8 protein-coding genes are annotated in these 17,020 nt (G+C 58.0%); 4 read left to right on the forward strand and 4 right to left on the reverse strand.

Features of this window, described 5'->3' with window-relative positions; all coding sequences use genetic code 11:
• Positions 1-128 precede the first annotated feature (128 nt).
• Positions 129-1,607, forward strand: coding sequence for a sulfatase-like hydrolase/transferase (locus tag K227x_RS11625; RefSeq protein WP_145169644.1), 1,479 nt, complete (start codon positions 129-131; stop codon positions 1,605-1,607).
• 79 nt (positions 1,608-1,686) lie between these two features.
• Here K227x_RS11625 and K227x_RS11630 read toward each other — a convergent pair whose 3' ends face one another.
• Both K227x_RS11630 and K227x_RS11635 read right to left on the reverse strand, forming a co-directional pair.
• Positions 1,687-3,033: a DUF1552 domain-containing protein gene (locus K227x_RS11630; protein WP_145169645.1), complete on the reverse strand. Its 1,347-nt coding sequence runs from the start codon at positions 3,031-3,033 to the stop codon at positions 1,687-1,689.
• 67 nt (positions 3,034-3,100) lie between these two features.
• Entirely contained in the window at positions 3,101-5,050 is a 1,950-nt protein-coding gene (locus K227x_RS11635; RefSeq protein WP_246146746.1) for a DUF1592 domain-containing protein, read from the reverse strand.
• Between the two features lie 168 nt (positions 5,051-5,218).
• Here K227x_RS11635 and K227x_RS11640 point away from each other — a divergent pair, with 168 nt between their 5' ends.
• Positions 5,219-6,727 (forward strand): hypothetical protein, encoded by a 1,509-nt coding sequence (locus K227x_RS11640; protein WP_145169646.1) that lies wholly within the window; start codon positions 5,219-5,221, stop codon positions 6,725-6,727.
• 311 nt (positions 6,728-7,038) lie between these two features.
• On the opposite strand, the gene K227x_RS11645 is transcribed toward K227x_RS11640, so the two are convergent.
• Positions 7,039-7,962: an endonuclease/exonuclease/phosphatase family protein gene (locus K227x_RS11645; RefSeq protein WP_246146747.1), complete on the reverse strand. Its 924-nt coding sequence runs from the start codon at positions 7,960-7,962 to the stop codon at positions 7,039-7,041.
• A 237-nt stretch (positions 7,963-8,199) separates the two neighbouring features.
• Here K227x_RS11645 and K227x_RS31140 point away from each other — a divergent pair, with 237 nt between their 5' ends.
• Positions 8,200-10,224, forward strand: a complete 2,025-nt coding sequence (locus K227x_RS31140) for a BPSS1187 family protein (RefSeq protein WP_246146748.1) — start codon at positions 8,200-8,202, stop codon at positions 10,222-10,224.
• A 392-nt stretch (positions 10,225-10,616) separates the two neighbouring features.
• On the opposite strand, the gene K227x_RS11660 is transcribed toward K227x_RS31140, so the two are convergent.
• Complete coding sequence (locus tag K227x_RS11660) at positions 10,617-13,769, reverse strand: peptidylprolyl isomerase (protein ID WP_218933943.1); 3,153 nt, start codon at positions 13,767-13,769, stop codon at positions 10,617-10,619.
• Between the two features lie 384 nt (positions 13,770-14,153).
• Here K227x_RS11660 and K227x_RS11665 point away from each other — a divergent pair, with 384 nt between their 5' ends.
• Positions 14,154-16,490, forward strand: a complete 2,337-nt coding sequence (locus K227x_RS11665; RefSeq protein WP_246146749.1) for an outer membrane protein assembly factor BamB family protein — start codon at positions 14,154-14,156, stop codon at positions 16,488-16,490.
• The last annotated feature ends 530 nt before the right edge of the window (positions 16,491-17,020 follow it).

A 17,020-nucleotide genomic window follows, 5' to 3' on the forward strand; every position in this document is an offset into this window, starting at 1 on the left:
GAACGATTAAAACGAGTTCCACGCGGATCCGACTTTTTTTCTGGTGACAAGGGATACCATTCATGCGGCCGACCCGAACCTGTGCACAGCGACTGGCAATACCGCGACGAGCAATACAGCGACTAGGAATGTTGTTGGCCGTCTTTGCGACCATCCCGGTTGCGCCGGCCAGTGCTGACACTGCGGCCAGCGATGCGCCTGCCAAGCGGATGAACGTGCTGTTCATCATTGCCGATGACCTGACGTCCACCGCCTTGTCGTGCTACGGGAATTCGGTGTGTCAGACGCCGAACATTGATGCGCTGGCCGATCGGGGAACGCGGTTCACGCGGGCCTACTGCCAAGCGACCTACTGTGGTCCATCGCGAGCGTCATTCATGTCCGGGTATTACCCCCATGCGACTGGCGTGCTGGGGTACACCAACCCACGCCCCCAGATTGGTGATCGCCCCATGTGGTCTCAGCATTTCAAAAACCACGGGTACTTTGCGGCGCGGGTCAGCAAGATCTTTCACATGGGGGTTCCCGGCGGAATCGAAACCGGCGGTGATGGCCGCGACCACGATGGCGGCAATGGTGCCGATGACGAACTTTCATGGACCGAGCGATACAACAGTCCAGGGCCGGAATGGAAGGCTGCTGGCGACGGAGAAACGTTGGAAGGCAATCCCGATGGCACGCGTCCGGTCGTCGGCGGCAACACTTTCGTGGTGGTCGAAGCCGACGGCGATGATGAAGTCCATTCCGATGGAAAGACGGCTGCCAAGGCGTGCCAGCTATTGCGAGAACACGGCGATGATCCATTCTGGTTAGGAGTTGGGTTTGTCCGTCCGCACGTGCCATTTGTTGCACCACGCCCGTACTTTTCCGACTTCAAACCCTTCGACGATTTGTCGTTGCCCGACCGCGTCGCCAACGACTGGGACGATATTCCCAAGGCTGGGATCAACTACAAAACCAGCCGCAATATGAAGATGGACTTGCGGCGGCAACGCAAGGCGATGGGTGGCTACTACGCATCGGTCGCATTCATGGATGCACAGGTCGGTAAGGTGCTTGCCACACTTCGCAGCGAAGGACTGGAAGACAACACGATCGTGATTTTCACCAGCGACCATGGCTATCATCTTGGCGAGCATGATTTTTGGGCGAAGGTGTCGCTGCGCGAAGAGTCGGCTTCGGTACCCTTGATCGTTCGCGTTCCCGGCAAGCAACCCGCCGTTTGCAATAGCTTCGTCGAACTGCTGGATCTGTATCCTTCGATTTCGAAACTATGCGGATTGCCGGTGCCCGATCATCTGCAGGGCAAACAGATCGGCAGCCTTCTGGATGACCCCGACGCGAAAGTCCGCGACGTCGCGTTCAGTGTCGCTCCGATGCGGAAAGGTTTCCTGCTGCGTGATGACGATTGGGCGTACATCCAGTATGGCGAAGACGGTGCCAAAGGCGCCGAGTTGTTCGACATGCACGCCGACCCCAAGCAGTTCACCAACCTGATCGATTCGCCTGAACATCAGCAGGTTGCCGAACGCTTTCGTCGGCTGTTGGCGGTCAAGCTGCAGCAGGTTCGCGACAACGACTTGGATCTTTCGACGATTCGTCGGTGAGGTCGTCGTCGTTGGTAGGCTGCGGATGACACGAATCTTTCGCGGCCAGTAGCCAGCCTGTGCGACCGGATCGCGCCGACTATAGATCGGCGAGTTCACCGTTGCTGTCACCAAAACTTTCCAGTTCCATGCCGTGCTTTCGCAGCATCGATAGGTACAGGTTGCAAAGGGGAACTTGTCCTTCGGCGGCCAAGTGTCGGCCCGGTTGAATCGCCCCGCCGCCACGGCCCGCCAACAGAATCGGCAAGTTGTCGGGATCGTGTCGGTTGCCGTCAGAGAAACTGGAACCGAACATGATCATGCTGTGATCCAGCAGCGTTCCGTCACCTTCGGGGACCGCTCGCATTTTTTCGATCATTCGCGCAAACCGCGCGACGTGCCATTCATTGATCTTCTGATACTGAGCGATCTTGGTTTCGTTGTTCTCGTGGTGCGACAGTTCGTGGTGGCCGCCACTGACGCCGTCGACGAACGAGAAGTTGCGTCCGGAAACGTCGTTGGCAAACATGAACGATGCAACGCGAGTCGAATCCGATTGGAACGCTAGTACCATCAGGTCCAGCATCACATCGATGTGTTCAGGAAACTCGGTTGGCATCCCGGGTTTCGATCCGGCGAAGGCCTTTTCCGCGGGACTCGGTTCATAGGAACGGTCACGTTCGTTGCTGGCGAATTCGATTTGCCGTTCGACCGAACGGACCGAATCTAGATATTCGTCCATTTTGAATTGGTCATCGCGGCCAAGTTTCTTGCGAACGCTGGTGGCGTCTTCGAGGACATAGTCCAGCAGATTGCGATAGGACGCTGCGGTTTCCGTATCGCTGTTGATCCGCTGGCCGAACAATCGTTCGTAGACGACTCGTGGGTTGATTTCTTTGGCGACGGGGCGCGTAGCGGTTTGCCACGAAATATGCGAACCGTACAACCGAGTGTATCCGACGTTGCTGTCGATGCCGCTGATGACCGGTTCGGTGCCCAGTTCCAGTGACGGCAATGGCGTTTGGTCTTTCATGTGACTGGCCAGCAATTGGTCAATCGAAACGCCGCCGCTGCTGATGTCTTTGCCCGTGGTTTTGGCGACCGGCATACCTGTCAAATAATTGGCGGTCTTGGCATAGTGGCCGTCACCACCGTGGCTGTTCTTTTTGTCCAATCCGGAAAGCACCAGACATTCGCTTTTCACCGACTGCAACGGACGCAGCGACGGCGACAGTTCGTAGTCCGAACCCGTGGTGGTGGGGACCCAATCCTTTTCCCAGACACCGTTGGGAAAGTAAATGAAAGCGCTGCGAAGCGGCGGTGATGGATCTTGGGCAGATTCGCTTTCCGCCGATGCCAAGGAAGCAAAAAATGGAATTCCCAGCATCGCGCTCGATCCGCGCAGAAACTGTCGCCGGTTGGGATCTGTTTTTGATGGTTGTGTCATTGGACTTGCATCATCGAAGGTTGGATCGGGATCTGGTCGGGAATCTGTATCGGCGCCGCATCGTGTTTTACTTCGCAGGGGCGTCCGGCGTCGCAGGTTTGAAATAGCGATATTGGAACGGGTAACTGGTAACAATCGTTTCGATAATGGCCGATGATCGATGTTGCCGCTTGGCTAGCGTTTTCTGGCAATCCTCGATCACGCATTTGTCGAATTCGTTCAAGCTGCGACCGAGTGCGAAGCCCAGCATCTTTCGCGACAAGTGTTTTTCGAATTCACCGGAACGTTTCAATAGAATCTGTTTCAGTTCGACAGGCCCACTGAACGTTTCGCCGGATGGCAGTTTTCCGGAGGCGTCGATCGTTTGTCCACCGTCGTCGGTGCGCCAACGCCCCAATCCATCATAGTTTTCGAGTCCGAACCCAAGTGGATCCATTCGGTTGTGGCAGGAAGCACAGGCCGGGTTTTTTCGGTGTTCTTCCAGTCGCTGTCGCTGAGTCAAGTGTTCCGCTGATTCGGTCTCTTCCAATGCGGGCACACCCGGTGGCGGTGGCGGAACCTTCCCGCCTAGCAATTCCTCTAGAACCCAACGGCCGCGAAGCACCGGGCTGGTTCGCCGGGGGTACGATGCCGAGGTCAGTACGGCGCCCAGGGTCAGCACACCGCCACGACGTCCATCATCGGAATCGACGCGTTGCCAGTTTGCATCGGCCGGTAAGTCCATCCCATAGTGAGATGCAAGTTTGCCGTTGATTTCAATCTGGTCGCTGTCGATCAGGTCCAACACCGATTGGTTTTCGCGAAACACCCGGCTGACCAAGCGGACCGCTTCCTCGTGCATATCCCTAGCAATGCCGGGATCGTAATCGGGAAAGACCTCCGGGTCGGGACGCACGCTGGAGGTAAAGTGGGTCAATCCCAGCCACTGCAATCCAAAGCTCTCGCCGATGGCGCGGGCGCGATCGTCGGCAAGCATTCGCTCGGTCTGTGCCAAGATTTGCTCGTTCGTGCGAAGTTGGCCCCGGTCCGCCGCGTCCAACAGTTCGTCGTCCGGAATCGATGACCACAGGAACAGGGCTAACCGTGTCGCCAATTGGTGATCCGTTAGGCGTTGGACACCGCCTTCGGGTTGTTCGGTTTCAACCACAAACAGAAAGTTGGGTGACACTAAAATGGCGGTCAAAGGTTCAGCGATTGCGGTATCGAAGACCTGACCTCGGTCAATCGAAGCATCGAACAGAGCCAGCAATCGTTCGACCTCTTCTTGCCCCACCGAACGACGCCATGCGCGGCGTGCCAGCTGCGACACAATCTTGGCGGCGTTCTCACGGGTCTGTGGATGGCCGTCGCCATCGCCCATGATCCGGGGGCGATTCGGGGAATCCGTGCGCAGGCATTCCGAGATTACCGAGTTTGCAATTTGCAGATAACGTTCGACGTGGATGGCGGACGTGAACAACGCATCGCCCGCGGTATCGAACCCTTCGCCGCCGGACCCGTCGGATGGAATCGACGACGGATCCGCCACCGATACTCCGACCAAGTCGCGTACTGCGTTGCAGTATTCGGTCCGCGTCAATCGACGACTCATCACGTAACCGCGGTACCAAGCTTTGGTTTCATCGGTGGCAAGTTGCGAACAGATGTCTCGCTCGGGCTTGGAATCGATCCATCGGTGCAGCAACGATTTTTGCTGATCGTTCAGTCCCGGACTGCCTTCGGGAGGCATCTCGTTCAAACGCAGCCGCTTGCCAACTTGATCCCAAACATCCGCTTTGGTTTCCAGGTGTGTTTCGGCTGCGAATTTTGCCAAGTCAAATCCGCCATCCGCTTCGTCGCCATCGTGACACTCGGCGCATCGTTGCTTCAAAACGGGCAAAACTTCATCGACGTAAGCTTTTTCCCAAGCGACCAACGCGGCTTTATCGTCGGCACACACCGTGGTGATGCGGGCAGCAAGCGGTAACAGGACCACGCATGCGAACATGGCGATCACTCGAAATCGCACGAAAGGCATCGGCGAATCAGGGGAGTTTTTAGGTGGGGATTCGAGGCAGGACCGTCCACTATAAACGGCTCGATCGGACGCGTCTATCATAGAAATCAGGCCAAGGGGCGCTTGCCCAAATGGGCTACACTGGCCAGCCTGGCAACAAACCGTTTCCCCCCCAGTGAGAATGAGTCGATGATGAATGCAGCGTGTTTTCGATATGGCGTGTTGTTATGGATGTCGTGTGCCTGGGCCAGCGGGGTTTTGATCGCTGCGGATGCCAAACAAGACGGTGATGCCAATGGCGCCGATAGCCGTGTGTTTCGAGCCGGCGCCTTCGCGATGGACATCACACCGGTGACATTGCCGATCGGATCGGCCGGCAGCATGACGCCTCGAGAGGTAACTCGAGTTCACGATCCGCTTCATGCGCGTTGTTTGGTTTTGGACGACGGGAATTCGCAAATTGCGTTTGCGATTTGCGATAGTTGCATGATCCCGCGCTGGGTGATGGACGCAGCGAAGGAGAAAGCATCGGAAAAGACGGGCATTCCGGCTGACCGTATTTTGATTTCGGCAACCCACACACACACTGCGGTCACTGCGACACATGTGTTCCAAAGCCCAACCGAAACCGAGTATTGCGAGTTTTTGGCGGACAAGATCGCCGACGGTATCGCTCGATCCATCGAATTGCTTCAACCCGCCAAGATCGGTTGGGCGGTCGGAAACAATCCCCGACAAGTCTTCAATCGCCGCTGGTACATGCGTCCCGGATCGAACGTTTCGGATCCCTTTGATCAAGGCACCGACCGAGTGCGAATGAATCCACCACGCGATAGCAAAGAACTGCTGAAACCGGCCGGATTGGTTGACCCCGAAGTCGCGATCTTGGCGGTCGAGTCAACCGAAGGACGACCTATCGCGGTGCTTGCGAACTATTCGCTGCACTATGTCGGTGGTGTGCCAGCGGATTCATTGTCGGCCGACTATTTCGGCGAATTTGCCCGCCAGCTTGCCAATCGCTTTGCTGCGGAATTTGAGTCTGATTCAGCGTCCAAATCTGGCGACAACGAACCCGCGTTTGTCGGAATTATGTCAAACGGCACCAGCGGCGATATCAACAACATCAACTTCTTTGAAGGCATGCCTCAGCAGGACACGTTCGAACAGATTCGTTTAGTCGGTGCCGACCTGGCCGATACCGTGCACTCGACTTACCAACGAATCGAGTTCTACGACTGGGTGCCCTTGCAGATGCGCGAAGCCGAACTGAATTTGGGCGTTCGCCGTCCCAGCGATGATGATGTTCGCCGGGCAAAAGAGGTGCTGGCCGCCGCGGGAGACCCGCCGTATCGCGACAGACAAGCGATCTATGCCAACGAAACAGTGGATATGGCAAAGTATCCCGAGTCCGTTTCAGTCAAGTTGCAAGCGATGCGAATTGGCGATCTTGGGATCGTGTCGTCACCCTGCGAAACGTTTGTCGAAACAGGACTGGCGATCAAGCAGCAAAGCGCGTTGAAGCCAACCTTTACGATCGAACTTGCCAATGGATACAACGGCTATCTGCCGACGCCCGAGCAGCATGCCTTGGGGGGATACGAGACTTGGCGAGCGAAGTCGAGCTATCTGGCCGTGGATGCGGAACCACAAATCCGGGCGACGCTGCTAAAACTGCTGGGCGAACTAGTCCAGGAATGATCCGGCGTCGTTCGTGATGCGTGCGGGTTACAGCGATGCGTAGCGGACTGGTCAGCGGTTCGACGGATGACCAGTCGGATGCGTTTGGTTCGTAGTGCTGTGCTGTGCTATCAGGAGCAGAAGCAGAAGTTCGAGTTCGAGTTCGAGTTGCAGACTGGTGTCGAGTTCAAAAACTTAAACTCGAACTTAAACTCGAACTCGAACTTCTCTTCCTTTCAGTCCCCCCCACACCGGTCATCGCCGACGATTGGATCCTGTGGTCCAACCGGTGACGACTTTCACCTAGCCAACAAGTCGAACCCCGCAGCGTTCTATTTCGCTGGTTTCGCGGCGGCGTTCAACGTGACTTCGACCACGATCGGCAGGTGATCGCTGGCGAAGCGACCTTCGGGGGTCTTAGGGTCCAACGTTGTGTGCGAAAGCACTTGGACCTGATCGGTGACCAGGACGTGGTCAATGCGTCGTCCGTCTTGAATCGCCTTGAAACCGTTCCAGGTTCCAGTGGGGCCGCTGGCGGGAGTGATCGTCTGGGTGCGAGCGCTGCGTAGGGGGGCAACGGTGCCTGAACGTAGATTCTTCAGCGGCTGGGAATCGTCGGTCGCATTGAAGTCGCCCATCACGACGACTGGGACATCGCCCGACTTTTTGTCGACCAAGCTGGCGATGCCCTTGCCCGAATTTTCCCGTGCTTGGCTGCCACGGTGGTCAAAGTGCGTGTTCAAGATGTACCAGCGGTTCGCGTTGGCACGGTCTTCCAACAGCATCCAGGTGACGGTGCGTGGCAGTGCGGCGTCCCAGCCCTTGGAACCCGCGACGTCGGGGGTCTCCGATAGCCAAAGGGTGCCCTGGTCGATCGCTTTGAACCGATCACGACGAAATCCGATGGGAGCCGACTCGCCGCCGGTTTTCCCGTCGTCACGTCCGAGACCGTACCACTGAAATCCTTCCGTGCCCGCTTTGACGGCGTCCAACTGATCCTTGACCACTTCCTGCAATCCAACCACATCCGCCTTGGATATTGTCGAGATCACGGTGTCGCTGCGATTGGCCCACACGTCCTGGCCGTCGTTATTGTTCAGGTAGCGGATGTTGAAGGTCATGACTTCGAAGGGGGCGGCCTGATTCGAATCCGCCCCGGAATTCGTCTGGGCAGGCGCAGCCGATGAAAAGACGGACAAAACCAGCAATGCGAACGCGGATAGGCGGGCAGCGGAGGAGGCGATTCGGTGGGGCACGGTCAACGAGTCCTTGAGTGGAGGTACGGGGAAGGAATTTACATTAGAATCCAGGGACGGCCCCAATGCGACACGTTGGCGTCGCATCCCGTGGACAAGTCGGGGTGCAGACCGCCGGCGGCCAATATCGGCTCGGCCAGTGGTTGTTCCATCTTTCCGGATCAACGCCCCCCCTGGTGTCGTACACGCCCCCCTTTCCTGCCCACCATTTTTCCCACCTTCCACTGATCGGCATCCATGATCATCTCCCGTTTGCGACCGACTGCGATCGCGTTTGTTTTCCTCGCCTCCCAGAGCCTGCTATCGCTCTGCGGAATCTCACACTGCGAATCGGCCACTGCGGCCGACGATAATGGCCGGTCCGGCGCATCGAAGGCGCCGGCGTCAGATCCATCGCCATCGCCGGTACGTGTTTTGGCGGTCGGGAACAGCTTCACCCAGAACGCGACTCGGTTTCTGGAGCCTCTGGCGGCCGCATCCGGGCACGATCTATCGGTGCACCGACTAACGATTGGCGGATCCTCGCTGCAACAGCACGCCGCCAAAGCGAAAGCGTTTTCGGTCGACCAAAGTGATCCACAAGGACTGTATCGCAGTGGTGCTAGTTTGCAGGAAACCTTGCAATCCGAAGACTTTGACTTCGTCACCATCCAACAAGTCAGTTTCAAGAGTCACGACATCGGAACCTATCGGCCGCACGCGAACGAGCTGGCCGACGTGATCCGCCGTTACTCGCCCGCGTCGCAGTTGTTGGTGCACCAAACTTGGGCCTATCGAAGTGACGATCCGCGTTTCAGTGGCAAGTCGCCCAAGGCTGGCGAGCCAAGCGACCAGGCCGAGATGTATCACGGTCTGACCAACGCGTACCGCACCATCACGCAAGAACTAGGTGCCAAACGGATCCCGGTGGGCGATGCGTTCTTCCTGGCTGACACCGACGAAAACTTTGGTTATCGCGAACCCGCGGATTTTCAACCCAAGTCGCTGGTTTCGCCTGCGTTGCCGGATGCAACCCATTCGCTGCATGTCGGTTGGAATTGGGGCACGGCGGACGGAAAGCCACAGCTGCGGATGGACGGGCACCACGCCAACACCGCGGGCGAATACTTGGGCGCGTGCGTCTGGTACGAATGCGTCTTGGGAGTCAGTTCAGTGGGGAATTCGTTTCGTCCCGAAGGAATGGATCCACAGTACGCGAAGTTTCTGCAGTTGACGGCCCATCGTGCGGTCGCAGGTGCAGATGATGCTCCACGGCCCGCCGCAAAACGCAGTGCCAATGGTCAAGTCGCCGCAGATCCGAATCCGCAGCAGTACCGGCTCGCGGCGCGAGCGAGTGAATTGGACGACCGAGTCAAGGCACATCCCAAGATCGACTTTTTGATCGAAAAGGGCGGCAAGCCTCAAGATGTTCAAAATGCGTCGGTGGATACTAGAGTCCCGTCACAGGGCAAACTGGTGATCTGGTTGATGGGTCACAACACGGCTTTGTTCGATCGATTGAACAGCTATGGACTGCATGCGATCCAAGTCAGCTATGCGAAGCAGTGGTTCGGAAAACTCTGCCGCCCTACCCCTCGCGACGCTTACGCGCGTGGAAACATTCGCCTAGAAGCTGCCACCGGACTCGATTTCAGTGACGAACTGGATCTGACAGTGCCAGACGGTGCAGCGGAGCGGACTCGCCAGATGATCCGTTGGCTTGCAAGCGAAAACCCACAGGGGCAATGGTCGCAATTTCTTAGCGACGATGGAAAACGAGTCCGCTGGGACAAAGTGATCGTATCGGGCAGTTCGCACGGCAGCACGACCGCTGCTCGCTTTGCCAAACATCAGCGTGTCGATCGCGTCGTGATGCTATGCGGTCCCCGTGACCAAGATCAGGATTGGCAGTCATTGCCATCAGCGACACCTGCCAATCGATTCTTCGGTTTCAGCCATGTGCTCGATGGCGGTTGGTCGGGAGATCACTATTGCCGGTCCTGGGAAATGCTCGGAATGCATGCGTTCGGACCGATCGTGAACGTCGACGACACCGACCCTCCCTACAGCAATACGCGGCGACTGATTTCGGCGGCGGATGTCGGTGGCGATGCCGGCAAGGCTCACTCTTCCGTCGTGCCGGGCAGGGCATCCCCCAAGAATAAGAAAGGGGAGTTTCTGTTCGAACCGGTGTGGCGATATCTGTACACACATTCGGTCGACGAAGTTGGTGCACCAACCCCCGAAGACAGTGATTGCCTGCGCGAACACGTCAAGTACTAACGCTGTGTCAGTCCGGAAGTGCCGGTGCACGACCTGCGCCGCCGCGTGACCCCGCACCGCCCCAACCCGTAGCGCAAGTCGCCAAGACTTTCGGCCCACCCCAGGCTGAGCCGTTTGGGCGATCGCCCCAACTCGTAGCGCAAGTCGCCAAGACTTTCGGCTCACCCCACGCTGAGCCGTTTGGGCGATAGCCCCAACTCGTAGCGCAAGTCGCCAAGACTTTCGGCCCACCCCACGCTGAGCCGTTTGGGCGATCGCCCCAACTCGTAGCGCAAGTCGCCAAGACTTTCGGCTCACCCCACGCTGAGCCGTTTGGGCGATCGCCCCAACTCGTAGCGCAAGTCGCCAAGACTTTCGGCCCACCCCACGCTGAGCCGTTTGGGCGATAGCCCCTACTCGTAGCGCAAGTCGCCAAGACTTTCGGCCCACCCCACGCTGAGCCGTTTGGGCGATAGCCCCAACCCGTAGCGCAAGTCGCCAAGACTTTCGGCCCACCCCAGGCTGAGCCGTTTGGGCGATCGCCCCAACTCGTAGCGCAAGTCGCCAAGACTTTCGGCCCACCCCACGCTGAGCCGTTTGGGCGATCGCCCCAACTCGTAGCGCAAGTCGCCAAGACTTTCGGCCCACCCCACCCGAATTTCCGTATGGACCGGCGGACCGCAGATCGTCACGGCCTGTCGATCAAACCCCGTTTCGAATCTGAACGTGAGCCGTTTGGGCGATAGCCCCGGTTCTTGGGCGACGAAACCGAGGCTATCGCCTAACGGCTCATTCATCGAAAAACCGCCAACCGTTCCGCCCTTCACTCCAACGGCTATTGGAGATTCCGATTCGCCCGGCTTGATTCTTCCCAATTCGTTGATCACTCGCAACGCATCCAATGCCGTCACATTCTGGTCGCCGTTTTGGTCGTAGTACACGCCCGGCCATGACGTGACGCCTAACGGGTCGTCCAGCAGACCGTCGTCCGAATTTCGTGACGACCCGAGTTCATTGATGATCACCAACGCGTCCAGGGCCGACAGATTTCCATCGTTGTTGATATCGCTGGGCCGCAAAGAGTTCTGCCAAGGTCGCTGGAAATTCAGGGTCAGTTCGGCTGACGAATTTTCGTTCTCGGTCGGGGAAGCAATCTGCCGTGCGGCGCCCGACGAAGTGCTGAGCGATGTCAGTCGCCACTGCGAAAAATCGACAACCGATAGCGTGTCGTTCTGGTCACCCACAATTTCCAGTGATCCCAGGATTCGATCGGATCCGAATTCGGCTGACCCGATTTGAAACAGGTCCGCCCCGCCCTGCCCCGACGCCGTGATCCGCACACCGACCGGCAGATCCAAAATTTCGATGATGTCGTCGCCGTCCGCGGTGCTGACCTGCCACTCGGCGGCGCGGGTTGCGCTGTCTAGTGCGCTGATCGAAACCGTTTGGCGGGTGCCGATTGCAGAGATCCCAAACGAATGGCTGGGCGATGCCGTGGTGATCGTGAAACCGCTGGACAAGACGATTTGATTGACACCGTCCGCTGGGACTGCATCGTCTTGAACGCCTATGACTGCGTCGTCAATGTCGAACTGCCACTGGCGTCCATTGGCGCTAGACGTATCGACGATTTCGCTGACACCGGTGAACGATAGGTTGGTCGATGGCGGGTCGCTCTGGTTCGCTAGACCAAACGTTGCCTGGATCACGCCGGTTTGGTCGTCCAAGCTGGCATCGATCTCGTTGATATCCGAGCCGACAAGATGAAGGATGCCGCCATGAACTTCCGTCGATTCAAATCCATTGAACCGGACGGGCACGTCGATCGGGCCACCATCAAAGTCAATGGTCAATGTGTTGGCGTCCAGCGATCCCGTGATCAGTATGTCGGTCACCTGGCCAATGTCAATCGAATCGATCACGTCGTCGGTGTCCGAGTTGCGAATCACCCAATTGCCCCCCGCGCGTGCCAGGGTGATTCGAGCGGCGCTGGATGCAATGGCCCATTGGGCCGGTTGGACGACAGTGGATGTGAACGAAATAACGATCCGCTGATTGTCGTCTGCATCTTCTGAACCGTCGCCGGTTGGGCCACTGACTTGGACATCGATTTCGACGTTGCCCTGGTAGGCGTCCGGGACAGTGACGGTCAGTTCGCCAGTGGCGGCATCGATCGAGGCTAGGACGTCCGACGGCGACCCGACGACGCTGGCCGAGTAGACCACGGGATCGTTTTCGATATCGACGCTGGCCAACTGGATCGTCATCGGTACGCCACTGGTTCCGGACAACGGTTGCGGGATCGGCAACAGGAACGGTGGGCTGTTGACTGTGTCCGCGATGACCGTGACTTCGACGGTTTCAGAGTATTCGTTCCCGTCCTGATCGGTCACGGTGAATGTGACCGATGTCGTGCCGGTCTGCAGCCCCGTCGGCCTTAACATCACGACGGCGTTTTCGGTATCGTCGAAGACCTCCATCATGTCGATTCGAACGTCGAATATCGGGCGGTTCTGGACTCCATTGTTGACGGCGGTCTCGCTGATGGATTCACGGACGTCGAACCCTTCGACCAATTGGCCGAAGACCGAGTGATTGAAATCTAAGAAGCGAGTGGGAGTTTCGGTGATGAAGAACTGAGAGTCGTTGGTGTCATCGTCGCGTTTGGCGAACGACAAGACGCCTTCGCGGTTGTGTTGCAGTTCAGGGTGAAAGTCGTCGTCGAAATCGGGAAGAGACGATCCGCCGGCTCCGGTGCCGGTGGGGTCGCCTGCTTGGATCACAAAGTCATCGACAACACGGTGGAAAGAAATCCCGTCATAGAATCCCTCTTGCGCAAGCTGAATCACTCGACCCGACGCGGTCGGTGCACGCTGTTCGAACAACTCGAACACCATGTCGCCGTAGCCTTCCATGTCGAAACGGATCGATCGATTTCCGCTCGGCACCGTTGCATCGATCAGGCTGGGATCGGCAACCGATACGGTGACCGTCAGCGGGCCGCCATCCGGGTCGAAAGCGTCGATGGGAACATGCAGCGGGCTGCCGGTTTGGACGACCAGGTTCCCGATCGCTTCGAATGTCGGGAGGTCGTTCTGCGGGATTGGAATGCCAGCAGCGGTGGCCAGGGTTTCCAGTGTCTGAGGGCCGACCAACTCGGTTCCGTCGGTAAATTTCCAGGTCGGGATCGACGTGATGCCTTCGGCCAAACCGATCTCGTTCAAGGTTCGTTGAGGCGTCGATACGTCAACGTAGTTCAGGTCGTTTCCCCCGTCGCCGAAGGCCTGTTGTTGCTGGGTGCATGGGGCACACCAGGCGGCGCCGAACAGGATAGCGCCGGCATCGCGAAGGTCCTTGGCAAATTGGACCAGATCGACCGGCAGTTCACCCTCGGCCGAATCATGGGCAGCACTGGCCTGCATCGGCCAAGCGACTTCGGGATGGTCGCTTGTGGGGGAAGTCGCCGAATGCGCCTGCAGGGGCGCGATGCCGGCCGCCAACGACGGTACCTGTGTGATGGGTGCGACTGGCAACACGGCAGCTGAATCCAAGCCGGCGGTCAGCATTCGACGGTTTTCAAGCGTCTCGAAATGCAAAACCTTGCGTCTTCGCTGCCGGCTAGCACGGCCTGCTGCGAGATGTTTAGGAGAAGGCGTCAATGGAGTTCAGGAAAACGGGGCCAGCGGATTGGGGGGCGTCAGCAATGAAGTTCGTCAATTCTAGTCACTGTCGCAATAGGCTTTTTGATCCCGCGGTTGCCATGCCGGATCGGTCGCGGCGATGAATTTGCAAAACGGTACAGGAAATAGTCGGTTTGCCGATTGTTTTCCTGGGCGGCGACAGTACATTTCGCAAATGCGCCTTTGCATTCTCCCTGAATCAATCCAGCCTTTGCCCCGTCAATGACAACAACTCACGCCTGTCTTTCTTCCTTTCCTTGGTTTGCAAAGATGGCAAAAGTGAGCTCGGCGGTTGTGCCCGCTTGCTTCTGTGCCAAGCCGCCCCTTGGCTGGATGGTTCTATTCGTTTCGATCATCACGGCGGCGAGTGTTCCCGCACCGGATGCGAGTGGCCAAGATTGGTTGGCGTGGCGCGGTCCACACAACAACGGCACGGTGGACCAAGGTGGTTTGATCGAACGATTCAATCCACGTGGGGGACCCGACAGCGGCGTCGTTTGGAAAAGCGAACAAGGGGCGGGAATCTCGACTCCTGTTGCGATGAACGGTCGCCTATTCACGATCACTCGCCATCAGCCGGGAACGCCGACCGAGGCCGAGAAGGTGGTGTGCTTGGATGCCGAATCGGGCCAACTTGTATGGGAGAATGTCACCAATGTCTTTCTGTCGGATGTGCCGGCTGAACGCGTCGGCTGGTCCCATGTTGCCGCCGACAAACAGACCGATTCAGTCTTTGCGATGGGCGCGTGCTGCTTGCTAAAGTGCATCGACGCGGACACCGGTGACACGCGGTGGAGTCGATCGCTGAGCGAAGAATTTGGGATGCTTAGCACCTACGGTGGCCGAACCAATACGCCGGTGATCTTCGATGATCTGGTGATCATCAGCGGGGTGACGACGGGCTGGGGCGATGACGCGCAGCCGGCGCATCGATTCTTAGCGTTCGATAAAATCAGCGGCGAATTGATTTGGAAGACTGCCACCCGCACGTTCCCCGAGGACACCACCTACAGCACGCCTGTGTTCGGTGTCGTCGCGGGGAAGGGTGTGATGGTATCGGGCTCGGGAGACGGTTCGCTATACGTGTTCGATCCGCGAACCGGCGCTCGCTTGGGCAGTGTCCAAGTTTCGCGCCGCGGCGTGAACACGTCGCCTGTGATCTCCGATGACGGTCGCGTCTTCATTGCACATGGCGAGGAGAACCCGACCGGTACGTTGATGGGCGCGGTCGTGGGTGTCGATCTGGACGGATTGGCGTCGGGATCGACTGGATCGGAACTATGGCGGACCGAAGAATTGATTGTCGGCAAGAGTTCGCCGCTGTTGGTGGGTGATCGATTGTATGTAGTGGAGGACTCGTCTCGGCTGCACGTTCTTGACGCCGATACCGGCACCGAGATCGGTGAACCGTTGAAACTGGGCACATCGATGCGAGGCAGCTTGATCTTTGCCGACGGTAAGATCTACGCGTGCACCGCCACGGGTTACTTCTATGTCTTGCGCCCGTCGACCGATGGCGTGGAAGTGGTTTCCAAGACGCGATTGCCCAAAGGACATGACGTCGGTGGATCACCAATCGTGGCCTTCGGGCGAATCTATTTGCCAACCACCGGCGGAATCTTCTGTTTGGCAACCGAGGCGGCGGCGAACGTTTCGCCAGATTCGGCGGATGGCCCAGCTGCTAATGAATCAGCTGCTAATGAATCAGCTGCTAATGAAGCGGCCGTCGACGAAGCGGCCGTCGACGAAGCTACCCCAGTCGCATCCGATTTGGAGGTGACGCAGTGGCAGATCGTTCCGGCCGAAGCGATCGTGCAGCCCGGGCAGCACATGGTCCTGCGTCTGATTGGTTACAACTCGGCTGGGCGAGCGGTCCGCGAATCCCAACCATCGGTTCAGTGGACCGTCGACGGGGATGGAGCGATCGATGAAAACGGGAATTTGACGGTCGGCGATTCATCCCACCACTCTGCGTTGACGATCAAGGCCGTCGTCGGGGATGCAGTGGCCACTGCCCGCTATCGGATCATCCCTGCCCTGCCCTGGAATTTCGATTTCATCGACGGGCAAGTTCCGATCACGTGGATCGGGGCCCGCTATCGGCACGAGGCTCGCCAGATCGACGGAAATCACGCGATCGTGAAGATCACCACGATTCCCAAGGGAACACGGAGCCAGACTTGGTTCGGATCACCCGAAATGAGCGACTACACGGTCACCGCCGATGTTCAGGCGGCCGCTGGCAACGCCAAGTTGCCGGACATCGGATTGATCGCCCAACGCTACACGATGGACTTGATGGGGGAATCCCAACAGCTGCAGATCCGGACCTGGTCGGCTCAGCTGCGAATGGCGAAGAGCGTTCCCTTTCAATGGACCGCGGGAACGTGGTATCGGTTGAAGTTTCGTGCAGCCAACGAAGACGGCAAGGCAGTGCTGCGGGCAAAAGTTTGGCAGCGAGATTCGGACGAGCCCGAGAAGTGGACTCTGGTCGCAACCGACGATTCCCCCAATTTGACCGGCAGCCCCGGTCTATTCGGCAATTCAACCAATGCCGAGATCGTGATAGGGAACGTCGCCGTCGATTCCAATGCTGGCGAACGCTAGTGTTCGCAAACGTCGTAGCGGAAGTCGTCAAGACTTTCGTCAGCCATGTCGAATCCGAAACTCTTGACGATTTGCCGATCTAGTGAGCCGTGATCGCGCGAGCGGCCGGGCATTTTCCGTTGTCAGTCGCCTCACGGCCAGCGGCACTCTGAATCGACGCAAATGATTTGCGCCAGAAAGAGGTTCGAGTCAAACGTCGTAGCGGAAGTCGTCAAGACTTTCGTCAGCCGTGTCGAGTCCGAAACTCTTGACGATTTGCCGATCTAGTGAGCCGTGATCGCGTGAGCGGCCGGGCATTGTCAGTTGTCAGTCGCCTCACGGCCAGCGGCACTCTGAATCGACGCAAATGATTTGCGATCGGGAAGAAGTTTGCGTCAAACGTCGTAGCGGAAGTCGTCAAGACTTTCGTCAGTCATGTCGAGTCCGAAACTCTTGACGGTTTGTCGATCTAGTGAGCCGTGATCGCGTGAGCGGCCGGGCATTTTCCGTTGTCAGTCGCCTCACGGCCAGCGGCTCTCTGAATCAACGCA

The sequence above is a fragment of the Rubripirellula lacrimiformis genome (genome assembly GCF_007741535.1).
In the GTDB taxonomy this organism is placed as follows: domain Bacteria; phylum Planctomycetota; class Planctomycetia; order Pirellulales; family Pirellulaceae; genus Rubripirellula; species Rubripirellula lacrimiformis.

Bases quoted from the DNA above. Each gene is read 5' to 3' on its own strand.
- K227x_RS11660 (WP_218933943.1), bottom strand. From the start codon at position 13,769: ATGCTGACCGCCGGCTTGGATTCAGCTGCCGTGTTGCCAGTCGCACCC.
- K227x_RS11625 (WP_145169644.1), top strand. From the start codon at position 129: ATGTTGTTGGCCGTCTTTGCGACCATCCCGGTTGCGCCGGCCAGTGCT.
- K227x_RS11640 (WP_145169646.1), top strand. From the start codon at position 5,219: ATGATGAATGCAGCGTGTTTTCGATATGGCGTGTTGTTATGGATGTCG.
- K227x_RS11665 (WP_246146749.1), top strand. From the start codon at position 14,154: ATGGCAAAAGTGAGCTCGGCGGTTGTGCCCGCTTGCTTCTGTGCCAAG.
- K227x_RS11635 (WP_246146746.1), bottom strand. From the start codon at position 5,050: ATGCCTTTCGTGCGATTTCGAGTGATCGCCATGTTCGCATGCGTGGTC.
- K227x_RS31140 (WP_246146748.1), top strand. From the start codon at position 8,200: ATGATCATCTCCCGTTTGCGACCGACTGCGATCGCGTTTGTTTTCCTC.
- K227x_RS11630 (WP_145169645.1), bottom strand. From the start codon at position 3,033: ATGACACAACCATCAAAAACAGATCCCAACCGGCGACAGTTTCTGCGC.